Genomic DNA, 13,397 nt, shown 5'->3' with positions numbered 1-13,397 from the left:
CCGGCCATGTTGCTGTTCCGCTGGCTGAAGCGCATCATCAAGACGATCGTCTGGCTGATCGTCATCATCATCCTCATCCCGGTCGTCGGGCTGAGCTACGGTTTCCTGACAACGCCGTCGCTCGACAAGACGCCGCTGCCCGGCATTGCCGATGGTGCACCACCCAAGGCACTGGCCGACAAGGTCCGCGCCGAAATCCCCGGCTACCAAAGGCCGGAGGAATCGACCTTCCTCACCTACCCCGAATGGGCGATCGTCTACGCCGCGCGCGAATATGCCGGCTTCGTCGCCAAGGACCAGCCGAGCGGCTTTCCCTACTGGTCCTATGTCGGCCGCTTCTGGCAGGACTACGCCACCGTGATCCGTGCCAGTTCCCCCTACAAGTTCAACTATGCCAACCACCAGATGCTGGTCATCATCGGCACCAGCCACTCAATCGAGCACATATTGCAATGGGCCTACGAGAACACGGTCGGCCGTGTCACCGAGGCGACATCGGCCAAGCGCACCGCCGCCGACATCTACCAGGCCAAGGTGGCGGCGGACTACGCAGGCTTTCTCGACCAGGTGCCGTGGTACCAGTTCGCCTATGCCGAGAAACGCGCCGGCCTGTTTGCCGTGCAACCGGCGCCGGGCGACAGCTCCGTCCGCACCAGCGAACGCAAGCTCGCGTTCGGCCTCGCCGACACCATCAAGCAGGGCTATGCCGACCTGATCAAACAGGCGCTCGCCGCGACTTCCGACCCGGCCTTCCTCGACATCCATGTCTGGGCCAGAGGCCCGGTCGGCGAAGCCACCCGCAATGAGCCCGACACCTTGCTGGAGCGCGACCTGGGTCCTGACGGCACCATCTTCGTGACCAAGCGCTATCAGGTCTTCACCGACATGATCCCGCGGCTGATCGACAAGGGCGTCTCCTTCGTCGAGATCGGCGGCAATGACGAGATCATGGTCACCATGCTGTCGACCGACTCGATCGCCGTCCCCGAAGGCATGCGCATCCTGTTCAGCTATCCGCTGCCGGCCGATCCCTCGACGCGCCGCACCGGCATGGTCGTGGCCGTGCGCAAGCTGCATCTGGTGCTGCCGTCGCTGATGAAGGCCGGCGCCAAGCTCGAACACGTCTACGACTATTGAGGCCTTTCGGCCACGCCGGGCCAAGATCAGACGCACCGCCATGCTCATTCCACAATCGCGGCCAAATCCCGCCTTGTTCGCGCGCGATGGAATGATGCATGCTGCCTAAGGGTGATATGCACCTGAATGGGCTGCCGGGGGGCATCTCGAAGGGACAAGACCGTGATCAAGACCGCCCTTGTCGCCATGACCATCGTCGGCTGCGACTGCGACGCAAAGCTGTGCGAATATATCGGCGAGACGCCGGCCAAGTGGTCGACCATCGCCGAATGCGAAGCCGCGATGAAGAGCCAGATCCTGCACCAGCGCAATTTCGACTATCCGCTGGTGTCCGGCATCTGCCGCGCCAAGGGTTCGTCATCCTCGTCGCAACTGGCCGCCACCGCATCCCGCCCCGAACTCAAGCCCGCCGGCAGGGTCGTGCGAACGGAAAGCCCGTTGCCGCCGGAACTGAGCCATCGGCCGAGCGCGCCAGTCGGCTCGCCGACGACGACCGTCGACGCGGACGCCGCCCGGCCCGTCGCCTACGAACAGGTGGTCGATGGCGGAACCGGGGTGCTCTACCGCACCAAGAACGGCTATGCCGTGGTCAAGACCGATCTTGGCCGCGCGGCTTCCGCCACCGCCGACGCGGCAAAACGCTCGGTGAACTGGCTGGCCGGTCTGATGCCGACGGGGCTGTAGTCAATGCATGTCGCCCAAAAGTACGCAGCGCCGAAACGGGTTCAGCCGACGCGCTTTAACACCTACATCTTGACCTTCAGGCTCTCCCAGAACTTGTCGATCAGCGGCTGTTCGGCGGCCAGGTCCTCGCTGCCGACGCGCGTGACGAACAACAGCCCCTGATCGGCGAGGCCGTAGCCGACGATCTCGAAATACGCGGTGTCGGTGCGCGTCTTCACCTCGGCGCGGATGCCGGTCAGTTCCTTGCCGTCGGCGAGCTTGCGCGTCGTCGGCTGCTGCGTCAGCGCCGCACCGGCCTGCACCGATTCCCTGGTCATTTCCTGCAGCATCAGCTGGTTGAGCGACACCGGGTTCATCTTGCCGTATTCCTGCACGACGACTATCGTGCCAAGCGCCGAAGCCATCAGATATTGCGCGATGTTCTCGCCGAGATCGGTCTTGGTGACCGAAATGCCGCTCGGATGGACAAAGGAGAAGCTACCGCCGGAAAAGGTGGCGAAGTCGTTGCGCTCGAGCGTCACCTTGCTCTGCTTGCCGCCGGGCAGCGTAATGGTCGTGCTCTCGCCGGGATCGATATCGACCGCCACGCCGTCGATGGTCAGCTTGAAGGCCTTGAGGTCCTCGGCCCCGGCCGGTCCAGCGCACAGCGCGATGAGAGTGAGGGCTGCCGCCGATACCATCCACATCGATTGTTCTCCTGCTTCATTCCTGAGCAGTTCCGGACGGAAAACCGCTTCACACTTTTCCTGGAACTGCTTCCTACGCAACCCCGCTCAGTGCCTTGATGCCACGGTAGAAGGTCGAGGAAAACAGTTCCGTCGGGTCATAGTGCCGTTTCGCCGCCAGAAAGGCCGGCAGTTCGGGATAGGAGGCCTGCAACTCCTTGGCCGTGTAGTGCAGCTGATAGGGCAGGAAGAAGCGCCCGCCATGCTTGATCGTCACCTCGATCAGCGCCCGCGTCAGGGCCCGCATCTTCGCATTGCCGTCGGCATCGGTCGGCTGGTTGATGTAGAGCACCAGCGAGTAGGCCGGCTCCGGCGCATAGGTCAGCGCCACATCCTCCTTGTGGACGATGCGCACCGAGGCGTTCAGCACCGGCAGCGTCTGGTTGCGCAGGATCTCGCGCGCTTCGGTGATGAACGGATTGTAGGCCGCACGTGGAATGAAATATTCGTGCAGGATATCGGTCTCGTCAGCCAGATCGTTGAACAGATACGGCACCGAATCGTGCATCGGGTTGTTGCGGGTGACGAGGCACGCCTCGCCTTGCGCCATCGCTGCGGTGCGCGCCACCGTGCAGTTCTCGAATTTCGGTTCCAGCGTCTTTTCGGTGAACCACTTCAGCTCCTGGAACACGCTGCCCCATTTCGCCAGATTGATGATCACCCGCTTCAGCCCGACCGAGCCCGGTTCGCCGATATCAGGCTGGTCGGCCGGCGGCTCTTCGGCCACCTTGTCGTAGCGATAGACGATCATGTCCTCGAGGAAATTGCCCGGTGCCGTCGACAGATGGCCGTAGAACAGGCCGATACCCTTGTTCGGCTCCAGCACCTCGGCGAAGAATTTTGGGAAATCGTGCGATTTGATGATTTCACGCGAAGTGCGGTAGACGGCGTTGTCGACGATATCGAGCGTCGCCTCCACCACCACGCCGAACAGGCCGTAGCCGCCGACGACATGGCGAAACAGCTCGCTGTTCTGCGTGGCCGAGCAGGTCGTCACCGACCCGTCGGCCAGCATCACCCGCATCGAGCGGATCGAGCCGGCCACCGAACCCGCCTGATGGTCCATGCCATGCGCGTTGACCGACAGCGAGCCGCCGACCGAAAAAATGTCGGTCGACTGCATCGCCTTCACCGCGAAGCGCGGATGCAGCAGGTTCTGGATGTCGTGCCAGCGCGCGCCGGGCTGCAGCGTCATGGTCCTGGCCGCGGCATCCACGGTGACCTTGTTGAATTTCTTGAGGTCGAGCACCAGCGCATTGTCATCGAAGGCATGGCCGCCCATCGAATGGCGAATGGCCGCCAGCGACACCTTCAACCCGTTGGCACGGGCAAAGGCCAACGCCTTGGCGATATGGTCCTCCTCGCTGACCTCGACCACGCCATAGACCGGCGTCCGCGATAGGCCGCTGGCGTCGTTGATGTCGCCGCCCTTGGCCGACCAGGGCAGCGAAGGATCAAAGGGCGGCGGACTGACAATCGGTTTCAGCGGCAGGGCAATGCCATCGATGTCGGCGATGCGTCCGGCATTCTTCGGCCCTGAAGGCCCGCGCGCCAGCCGGGCCATTGTGGCTCCGCCCCACAGCACCGCGCCGCCGACGACAGCCGCGCCGAGCACCAGCCGGCGCGACAGGCGAAACCCCTTCTGTTCGTCAGCCATGCAAATCCCCCATTGGTCAAGGGATAGCGCGGCTCTTCGGCAAAAACCATAGGGGCTGCCGGGGCGGCGTTCAGCCACCTCGGTGGTCCGGCGATCGGTGAACAGGAGCATGAAAATGGCCGATCCCCGAGGGAACCGGCCAGGATTGGAGCAGGGTCTTAAAAATTCGGTCAGCAGGTCTGCCGACGCGTGGCGCTCGTGTCTACGAAACCTTCTTGATCGACGTCACCATGCCGGTCTTGTCATCGACGGTCACCGCGACCTTGGCGCCGACCTTCAGTTTGCCGATCTTCGCTTCCGGCGACAGCTGGTAGATCTTGCCGTCGTCAAGCGTGATCGACTTGGTCGTCGGATCGACCGCCTGGATGGTGCCCTGAACGGACGCGGCATAGGCCGTACCGAGGAAGGCGAGCAGGGCGGCGGTGGTTGCGAGGGTCTTCTTCATCGATAGCACTCCGTGCTGTTTCACTTTCCGGACCGCCGCGCTGGGCAACGGCAGCACCGAACGAGCCGACACTGGGCCTGAAGCCTGCTGGCCGCAAATCACATTGAGTGACTTTTCGCAAAGGAAATCATAGGCTTAATTCTGACACATTGCATGTGGCCGGCGCGATATTCAGCCGTATCGTTTGCCTCGGCGCGCGCTGTTCGTCCATGAAAAGAATCGTTTAGGCGATTGCGGCGGGCGCCTCGCGGCCATCACGCAGCCGCCATAATCCGCCCTGGATTGCATCACGAAACAACCTGCTGATCTTCGATTGCTACAAATTTTGTTTCATGGATCAGCTCAACCGCCATCTCAAAAGGTGGACAAAACTCGCGCTCTGGTTGCAGACCCGAAATAGATGTGCGATGATTTCAACCGTCGCGACGGGGGAGCCACGATGAAACTTGCAGTCCGGACCATGATATCCCTGATGCTAGCGTTTGCTCCGGGATTGGCCGGCGCACAAGGCGTGGATCCAGGCGACGACAAAACGGTCATCTTTACTCCCGACGATCCCGATATGGCTCTGGCTACTGCGAAGGCGCTCGCCAGACTGGATGAATTCCTCGCCTTGTCCGAGGCTCCTCCCCCTGGGACAGACAGGTTCAAACTGAAGGTTAAGGTGCGGGATGGAAACGTCACCGAACATTTTTGGGTCACACCGTTCAGCCGCACCGAGGCCGGATTTGTCGGCATCCTGGCAAACCAGCCGGAGGGGGTGCACAATGTCGTCCTCGGCCAGACCATAGAATTCACCAGGGACGACATTTCCGACTGGGGATATAGAAGCGGTGGGCGTCAAGTTGGCAGCTTCACCGTCTGCGTGATGTTCAAGAAAATGTCCAAAGAAGAAGCGGACACCACGCGCGAACAATATGGTTTCGACTGCTGACGGCGGGGTCCGGTCAACCCATCTCGTCCTTCGCACCGATCTTGCGCACCAATGCCGCCGTCGCCAGAATGGCGCCCATGTCGGAGATCATCGGCGCGACATGCCTGGTGTAGTCGAGCGGCACCGAAATGTCGGGCAGTTCGAAGAAGTTCTTCGCCTGCGGCAACAGCAGGAAACCGTCGCCGCCATTGAGCGCGACGCGGGCAGGATCGTCCGGCCAGGTTTCGCCGAGCCATTTCAAGGCCTGCGCCAGCCGGCCGGTCACCAGCGGCCGCGCCGCCTCGACATTGTCGGTGCGGAATTCGTAGGCCGCGTCGAGGAATGGCTCGCCCGACGACAGCTCCTGCAACTTGGACCCGAACAGGCCGCGGAAGAAGCCGACGACCGCATTGGTCCGCCGCGTCGCCACCAGGATCCCCGGGAACGGCTCGACGGCTTCGAAGGCGACGATGACGCCCTTAAAGGCCGTCGACGAGCCCTTGCCGGTGCCTTCCCGCAGTTCCGCCTCGTAGAGCTCGAACGGAAACCCTTCGTAGCCGCCGGAAACGACATCGTCGAACGTTTGTCGATTGAAGGGCCCGACCGCCTCACGCGGCAGCCGGTCGAACGAGTTCGGCCGACCGCCGTGCTGGTAGCGCACATCCCTGATGAAGCCGAAGATGATCGGCAGCAGCGTGTCGCGGAACGATTGCTGCAGTCGCGTCGCCGGCTTCATGGCCTGGAAATAGAGCAGGATCGATGCCGCGAAGCCGATCACATAGAGGAACACATGCGGCGTCGAGAACCATTGCTCGTGGGGATCGGCGACCTTGTTGAACAACCAGGCGATCACCACCACGGCCGCCAGCACCAGCCCGACGAACAGCGGCACCCGCAAGCGGACCGGCCGCACCGCCGAGGCCCGCGCCGCCTCATAGGCCTCGATGTTCTTCCGGATGCCGGCGATGACGGCCTCATCTGGCATGAAATCCGCTGCTTCCACCGCCACCCCCTCGCCTCGACAAGTTCATGATAACTGGTTTTGTGCGACGTATCGACTGCAGTGCCGCGAGACGGTGCCTACCCGAAAACGTCTGCGCCGCCCCTCATCGCCCTGCCGGGCACTTCTCCCCGTATGGTGACGGGGAGAAGGACGCCTCATCGATGGTTTCGCCAATTGCCGGCGTTGCAAGTGGACCGCCGCCGGCACGGCCAACTCCCTTCTACCCGTCACTCTACGGGGAGAAGGTGCCGACAGGCGGATGAGGGGCAGCGCGACGCTTGTAGAATAGTCTCGTCGCTTGCAGCTCTAAGGAAAAACCGCGCTCAGCCGCCTCTCGACCTTCTCGCGCGTTCGCCCCTCCAACGCTTCCACCGGCACCAGCCGTTCGTGGTCCCCGTCCCGCAGCCGCACAAACGGATACATCCGGTAAGATGCAATCGCGCCCCGCGACCCCTCATCCGCACTGACATCCGCGACAAAAACCCCGCCAATGCGCCCCGGCCATGGCTGGCGGGCCAAGGCGGTGCCGAGGAAATCGCCTAGCCCATAGGCGACGACAGCCTCGCCGATCCGTTCCACCGGCTGCACCACATGCGCGTGATGGCCGGCGATCAGCCCGACGCCTTGTCCGGCAAGGCGCCTGGCCAATGCCCGCGTCCCGGCACGCGGAAAATGCCGGAACTCCCAGTCCCAATGCGGCACGGCGCAAAGAAGGTCGAACCCGCGCGGCCAGCGCTCTGCATCGCTGTCCATCGACACGCGCCCGGCAAACAGGCTCTCATCTGCGTTGCGCCATAGCGTGAAAGCCGCGAAGCCGACATTCAACAGCCCGACCTTGACCGGCTGCACCGGGCCATCGGCGGCAAGGCCTATGCTGCGGATGCCGAGCCGCTTCAGCGCTGCCACCGTCTCGTCGAAACCGGCGACGCCCTGGTCGAGCACGTGATTGTTGGCCAGCGACAGTACGAGTTTTTCGTGAGCGATACCTACCGCCGCCAGTGCCTCGACCAGAAACCGCTCGCTCATCGCATGATGCGTTCCGAGCTTCGTGCCGAGCACCGCACTCGGCCTGTCCACGACGGGGCTTTCGCAATTGCCGATCACCACATCGGCAGCGTCGAGCACTGCCTTGATCACCGGATCGCAATGCGGCGCCCGGCGGTTGGCCACCGCCGAGATGTCGCCGATGAAGGCCAGCCGCACCGTCCGCTTTGGCGGCGGCTCCACCAACCTCTCCGCCATCGGCGCAAACCCTGCGGCATCACCGCCGAGCGACGGCTTCAGGAAACGCGGTAGCCAGGACAGTTTGTAGGAAAGCGGATAGTTCGACACGCGACGCCCAATCGTTTGCCTTGTGTAGACGGTCCGGCGAGCAGGTTGAAGCGTATCCTTCTACAATCGCACATCTTGGATCATGGCCCGCCCGGCCACATCGATGCCGACAGGCGCGACGCCGCAAAACGTGTATATTTGCTCCGCGCGACACAGATTGGGGGAGACGATGAACCGATTTTCAAGCCTGCTGGCATCCGCATTCATTCTGCTCGTGCCGCTGTCTTCAGCGCACGCCGCCATGCCCGAAGCGGCAACCGCGCTGTTCGAGGCGAAGACCGTGGCCGCGCGCGACAGCGCCCTCTCGACGCTGGAGGCGGCCGCACCGAAAGATCCGGCATCGGCCTATGCCGCCGGCGCCGGTGAGTTCTTCACCGCACTTGAACTCCTCGCCAGCGGCCTGCACCGCCACGGTTTCGAAAGCCCGCAATCCTTCATGCTGCCGCTGATGCAGCTGCCGGTGCCGTCCAATCCCAATCCCGAGCCGCTGACCTACGAAGAGTTCCGCGACATATTGGTCGCCTTCCGCGACAGGCTGGCAAAATCCGCCGCGACGCTGGGTTCGGTGCCGGCCGATGCCGATATCGGCATGGTCATCGACCTCACCCATGTCGGCATCGACCTCAATGAGGACGGCACGATCGCGCCGGACGAAAGCATGGCGGCCATCATGGCCGCGCTGTCCCACGGCAGCATTTCGCAGGGCGACAGCCCACCGGTGCTGACCTTCCGTTTCGACCGCGCCGACGGCTATTGGCTGCAGGGCTATGCCGAGTTCCTGATGGCGCAGGCCGATTTCTGGCTGGCGCATGATTTCAGAGGTACTTTCGACGGCTCCTTCCACATGCTGTTCCCGCGCGCCAAGCTGCCATTGCAGGATATTCTCGTGCCGCCGCCGACCGAGATGGGCAGCAACATGTTCTCGTCGGAATGGCGCATCGCCGACTTCATCTCGATGGTGCACATGATCAACTGGCCGGTGGTCGAGCCGGAGCGCCGCAAGGCGGCACGCCAGGAATTGCTCGAAATGATCCGGCTGTCGCGCGAAGACTGGAAGGCGATCCGCGCCGAGACCGACAATGACCGCGAATGGCTGCCCGGGCCGCAGCAGAAGGGCGAGAACCCGCTGACCGGCCTCGAAGTCGGCGAGGAGCAGGTGCAGGCCTGGCTCGCCACCTTGAGCATGGCCGAGGACCTGCTCGAAGGCCGCGCGCTGCTGCCGCATTTCCGCATCACCGGCAAGGGCATCAACATGAAGCGCTTCTTCGACGAGCCGAAGCCTTTCGACCTGGTGCTGTCGATCACCGGCCCTGGCATCGCGCCCTATCTCGAACGCGGCAGGATCCTGACCAGCGAGGATTTCGACCAGATCCAGCGCGAATTCGGCGGCGGCGGGTTTTTGACGTTCGCGCTGTGGTTTAACTGAGCGGCCTGTCAGAACCTGGTCCCTGCCCTCGCCAGGCCGAGAAGAACCCAGTATTCGCCGGGTCCGCCAGCAATTGCGGGAAAATCGTGAAACGGTTTTCCCGCAGAGATTACGTCAAACAAAGAGCTTGAAAAGCCATCGCTGGAGCCGCAGCAGTCCGGCCAGGGCGGCCACTATCAGCGCATTCGCTATCACGCCGATCGCCGTGGTCGTCCAGGCGATGTCGCCGGATTGGCCAAGGACAACGAACGGAAATGCGGCGGCGATAACGACAATCGCCGCGAGCAATCCAAGCCAGCCCATGCCCTGCCGCTTGATCAGCCGGCTGAGGAAATAGGCGATCCCGACCAGCAAGATCCGCAGCGGGTCCAATATCTGGGTGATGACAATGGCGGTCAGAAGCATGTGCAAGAACTGGAGTTGCAAAAAGTCCTAGCGCTGGAACCCGTGCAGTCGGCCAAGCAGCCACTGTAGCGGATTGCCGACGAAGGCGCGGGTGACGAACGTGTCATGGGCGGCATCGGAGGCAAGCAAGGCGATGGTGCCGTCTTCGAGGCGGCGGGGCGCATCGGAACTGGCGTTGATACCCTGGCCCGCCAGCAACTGCCTGATCTCGGCATTGCCGGAGGCAGAGGATTTGCCATAGACGCTGACGAAGAAACTTTTCCGATGATGCGCGACCCAGCTGGCGAAAATGTCGGCCTCGTCGAACACCGCGTCGAGCAGGATGACACCGAGCAGGCGTCCACCGACGTCACCGTTCCTGAGAATGGAAGCGGCCGGATTGTAGCCGCCGCTATAGGCCACCAGCACCACCGGCATGGCGTCGAACTTTGCCGCCTTGGCGCCGGTCAGCCTGGCCAGTCCTTGCGCAGCCTCGGCTGTGAACAAGGCAAAATAGCCCGGCGTCCAGAAATTGCCGGCGCTGGAATCCTGCGCATTGCTGGCGAATTGCGGCGCTACCAGCACGGCGTTGAGGCCTGACGCCTCGACCTGCGCGACGACACGCTGGCGGCCGACCACGTCGCGCTGCAAGGTGGCGCCATTGCCGTGGAAGAACACCACGATAACCGCCGGCTTGGCCGGATCGAACCCTTTCGGCACCGCCAGCAGTGTCGAGCGGTCGGAATAGGTCTCGTCTTCCCAGTAAATGCCGCCGCGCGGCGAGGTGTGGCCGCGCCTTCCATCCGCCGCCGTGACGTCGAGAAACGGCGCCGAGCCGTCGGGCAGCTTGCCACGGTAGGGAAAGGGTGACGCCTTGAACGGCACGATGGTGGAGATGGCCTTGCGCAAGCGCGCCCCCTGGCTTGCCACCGGAAACACCGCCGTGGCCAGCAATCCGGCAACGATGGCGCGCCGGTCCGGCATCAGGCCGCCACCAGCCGGATGGACGGCGCCTTCGACGGCAGCAGCACGGCGAAGAAGGCCGGAATGGCGATCAGATAGGCAATCGCCGCCCATTGCAACACGGCGCTTAAGCCGAAGCTGGTGGCGACGATCGGCACGGCGGCCGAGCCGATCACCGAGAAACAGCCATTGATGCCCCAGGCCCAGACGAACAGATGCTCCTTGCCAAGCCGCGCCAGCCAGGTCATGGCGGTGGCCATCGGCATGCCCATCAGGAAGGCCGGCGGCGACACCAGGAGGAAGCAGAGCAGCAGCCGCACCGGATAGGGATAGGCGCCGATCCAGTCGAGCACCGGCGACAGATAGAAGCCATCGGCGAGCAGCAGCCCGCAGACCGCCAGCAGGACGACCGGCAGCATTGTCCTGGCGTGCTCGAAGATGCGCTCTGCAAACAGGCTACCGAGGCCGGAAAACACCAGCATCGAGGAGATCAGCACCGAGGCCGACACCGTCGGGTTGGCCAGCGCCACGGTGAAGCGGCTGATCAGCCCGACCTCGACCATGATGTAGCCGAGGCCGAGACAGGCGAAATAGAGAATGGTGCCGAGCTTGCCGCGCGAGCGCGAGAACACGATGCGCCAGCCGAAGATGACCGGCAGCAGCACCAGCGACGCCGCCGTGATGCAGGCGATGCCGAGCGTCGCCCAGATCAAGAGATAGCCCCAATCGTCCTGGAACAGGTCGAGCCGGTCGAGCGTGCGCGGCAAGTCGGCGACCTTCACATAGGCGGCTAAATAGGGCTGGTCGTTGCTCAGCGCCCGGGCGTCGAAGACGTAGTCGCCGGCAAGTTTTTCCCAGCCGCCGGTCAAAAGCGCGTGCCAGGTCATGCGCTGCAGTTCCGTCGCCGGCAGCACTTGCGGGCCGGTATCGCCGCCGGCCCCCGCACAGGCATCGAGTGTCGGATCGGCCGGCGCCGTCGGATCGCAATCGGCCGGGGCGGTCGGGTCGGCAGGTGCGGTCGTGCCAGCGGCCGGCTGCTGCGTCAGTGTCGCGTCCTGCCCGCTGCCGAAGATCGAGGCGCGGTAATCATCGAGCACCTTTTGCGCGCCCGAACCGTCGTAAACCATTCCCGGATAATAGACCTCCTCCCACGACATCGACTTGGTGTAGTCGCGTAGCGTCTTGATTTCGGCCTCGGTGAAGCCGCCGCGCTTGAACAGCACGGTCGTGGTCGAGAGGTAACTCGAGACCGCGAAGATATCGTTGGCCGCACCTTGCGGATCGAAGGTCTTCGCTGCCTCGGCGACGGTCGCATAGAGCTTCAGCACCGATTTCGGCGGCTCTTCCTTGTTCCACAAGGTGATCGACAACACGCCGCCATCGGCCAGCGCATGCATGTAGCTCAGCATCGCTTCGCGCGTGTAGGCGTATTTTTCCGAGATGGCGAAGCCGCCGGGATTGGACAGGCCGACGCTGTCGGCGAGGCTGAGGTCGATGACGTCGTAGCGCGCGCTCGTGTTGGCGAGGAACAGCCGCCCGTCATAGTCGATGACCTTGAGCCGCGGCTCGGCCAGGATATCGCCGGTGACGTCTTTCAACACCGGGTCGCGGAACGCCCGCAATGTCATCGGATTGCTCTCGGCGACGGTCACCGAGGTCGAGCCGGCATTGAGCGCGGCCTGCGTGGAGATGCCGCCGCCGAATTGCACGACGAATGTCTTGGGCTTGTCCTTGACGACATAGGGATAGTGCATCGGCAGATAGCGGAAATAGACCTGCTCGGCCGGCGCCAGATTGCGCATGATGCCTTCCGGGCCGTCGCCGTCGCGATACATGCCGACATAGGTGTTGGCCGGCACTTCGGGCATACCGAAGGCGGCATTGTCGCTCAGGCCGGGCGCGAAATGCATATAGGAGCTGGCATAGACCTGCAGATCGCCGAAGGGCGAGACGCTGCGGTAGATGCGCTTGCCGTCCGGAAAGTTGCGGGCATAGGCGACGCCCTTGTACTGCGACACGGCAATGTCGGGGATGCCGAGCAGGCCTGGCAGCATGAGATAGGCTGATATCGACAGCGCCGCGACCACGACGCCGGCGACGACGCTCTTCCAGGCGCCGAAAGCCAGGAACCACAGGATCGAACCTGCGGCCCAAAGCAGGAGCGGCACGACAATGATGGTTTCCGGCGCGAACAGATAGAGCGACACCAGCACGACGAGGCCGGCGAGCCCCGAACCGGTGAGGTCGGCGAAATAGATACGGCCGAAAGCGGTGCGGCTCTTCAGGAAGACGATGCCGAGAAAGAACGCGCCAGCCACGAACGGCAGGAGATAGAGCAGGAAATTGGCGAGCAGCCGCCATTTCTGCGCCGGGTCGGACACCAGGAAGATGGCGTTGAACGGCACCGTCTGGGCGACCAGGTTCGAGCCGACGGCAAGCGGGCCGATCAGCAGCAGAGCCGCGGTGGCCGCCCCTTGCCAGCGGCGGTCAAACCAGCCCTTGCCGGCGAAGATGACGACGCTGGACAGCGAAAAGCCGAGCATGGCGAGGCTGACCACCAGCGAACCGAAATGCGACCAGCTGCCGACGGCGAACACCCGCATCACTGCGATCTGCAGCGCGATGATGGCGCCGGCGATCAGACCGACCGCGAGGTAATGCGCGAGACGAGGCGCCTCCAGCGAGGTGATACTTGGTCGAGAGGTCGATACAACAGCCGTCATTCAGG

Annotated in this window: 12 protein-coding genes; 4 read left to right on the top strand and 8 right to left on the bottom strand. The window is 63.5% G+C overall.

The window, feature by feature from the left end:
• Positions 1-6: 6 nt before the first annotated feature.
• Together ACWGS8_RS06115 and ACWGS8_RS06110 are read left to right on the top strand one after the other, a co-directional pair.
• Positions 7-1,137 (top strand): hypothetical protein, encoded by a 1,131-nt coding sequence (locus ACWGS8_RS06115; protein ID WP_454580055.1) that lies wholly within the window; start codon positions 7-9, stop codon positions 1,135-1,137.
• A gap of 162 nt (positions 1,138-1,299) precedes the next feature.
• Positions 1,300-1,821 (top strand): hypothetical protein, encoded by a 522-nt coding sequence (locus ACWGS8_RS06110; RefSeq protein WP_454580054.1) that lies wholly within the window; start codon positions 1,300-1,302, stop codon positions 1,819-1,821.
• Positions 1,822-1,883: 62 nt separating this feature from the next.
• Here ACWGS8_RS06110 and ACWGS8_RS06105 read toward each other — a convergent pair whose 3' ends face one another.
• The 3 genes from ACWGS8_RS06105 to ACWGS8_RS06095 form a co-directional block, all read right to left on the bottom strand.
• A complete protein-coding gene (locus tag ACWGS8_RS06105; RefSeq protein ID WP_454580053.1) occupies positions 1,884-2,507 on the bottom strand; it encodes a hypothetical protein in 624 nt (207 codons plus the stop codon).
• 73 nt (positions 2,508-2,580) lie between these two features.
• Positions 2,581-4,203, bottom strand: a complete 1,623-nt coding sequence (locus ACWGS8_RS06100; RefSeq protein WP_454580052.1) for an FAD-binding protein — start codon at positions 4,201-4,203, stop codon at positions 2,581-2,583.
• Positions 4,204-4,405: 202 nt separating this feature from the next.
• Positions 4,406-4,648, bottom strand: a complete 243-nt coding sequence (locus ACWGS8_RS06095) for a DUF1344 domain-containing protein (protein ID WP_454580051.1) — start codon at positions 4,646-4,648, stop codon at positions 4,406-4,408.
• 439 nt (positions 4,649-5,087) lie between these two features.
• Between ACWGS8_RS06095 and ACWGS8_RS06090 the strand changes: the two genes are divergently transcribed.
• Positions 5,088-5,582 (top strand): YegJ family protein, encoded by a 495-nt coding sequence (locus tag ACWGS8_RS06090; RefSeq protein WP_454580050.1) that lies wholly within the window; start codon positions 5,088-5,090, stop codon positions 5,580-5,582.
• 13 nt (positions 5,583-5,595) lie between these two features.
• Here ACWGS8_RS06090 and ACWGS8_RS06085 read toward each other — a convergent pair whose 3' ends face one another.
• A complete protein-coding gene (locus tag ACWGS8_RS06085; RefSeq protein WP_454580049.1) occupies positions 5,596-6,546 on the bottom strand; it encodes a hypothetical protein in 951 nt (316 codons plus the stop codon).
• A 324-nt stretch (positions 6,547-6,870) separates the two neighbouring features.
• A complete protein-coding gene (locus tag ACWGS8_RS06080; RefSeq protein WP_454580048.1) occupies positions 6,871-7,896 on the bottom strand; it encodes a CapA family protein in 1,026 nt (341 codons plus the stop codon).
• Between the two features lie 169 nt (positions 7,897-8,065).
• Here ACWGS8_RS06080 and ACWGS8_RS06075 point away from each other — a divergent pair, with 169 nt between their 5' ends.
• Positions 8,066-9,322: a hypothetical protein gene (locus tag ACWGS8_RS06075; protein WP_454580047.1), complete on the top strand. Its 1,257-nt coding sequence runs from the start codon at positions 8,066-8,068 to the stop codon at positions 9,320-9,322.
• A gap of 114 nt (positions 9,323-9,436) precedes the next feature.
• Here ACWGS8_RS06075 and ACWGS8_RS06070 read toward each other — a convergent pair whose 3' ends face one another.
• From ACWGS8_RS06070 to ACWGS8_RS06060, 3 genes are read right to left on the bottom strand one after another with little or no spacing between them, the layout of a single operon-like run.
• Complete coding sequence (locus tag ACWGS8_RS06070; RefSeq protein ID WP_454580046.1) at positions 9,437-9,727, bottom strand: hypothetical protein; 291 nt, start codon at positions 9,725-9,727, stop codon at positions 9,437-9,439.
• A 27-nt stretch (positions 9,728-9,754) separates the two neighbouring features.
• Positions 9,755-10,690, bottom strand: coding sequence for a hypothetical protein (locus ACWGS8_RS06065; RefSeq protein ID WP_454580045.1), 936 nt, complete (start codon positions 10,688-10,690; stop codon positions 9,755-9,757).
• Complete coding sequence (locus ACWGS8_RS06060) at positions 10,690-13,392, bottom strand: hypothetical protein (protein WP_454580044.1); 2,703 nt, start codon at positions 13,390-13,392, stop codon at positions 10,690-10,692. Before ACWGS8_RS06060 ends, ACWGS8_RS06065 begins: the two co-directional genes overlap by 1 nt.
• Between the last annotated feature and the right edge of the window lie 5 nt (positions 13,393-13,397).

It is taken from the genome of Mesorhizobium sp. 43Arga, from assembly GCF_053714255.1.
The sequence above is the reverse complement of the archived record's forward strand: the minus strand, read 5'-3'. Positions and strand labels throughout refer to the sequence as shown.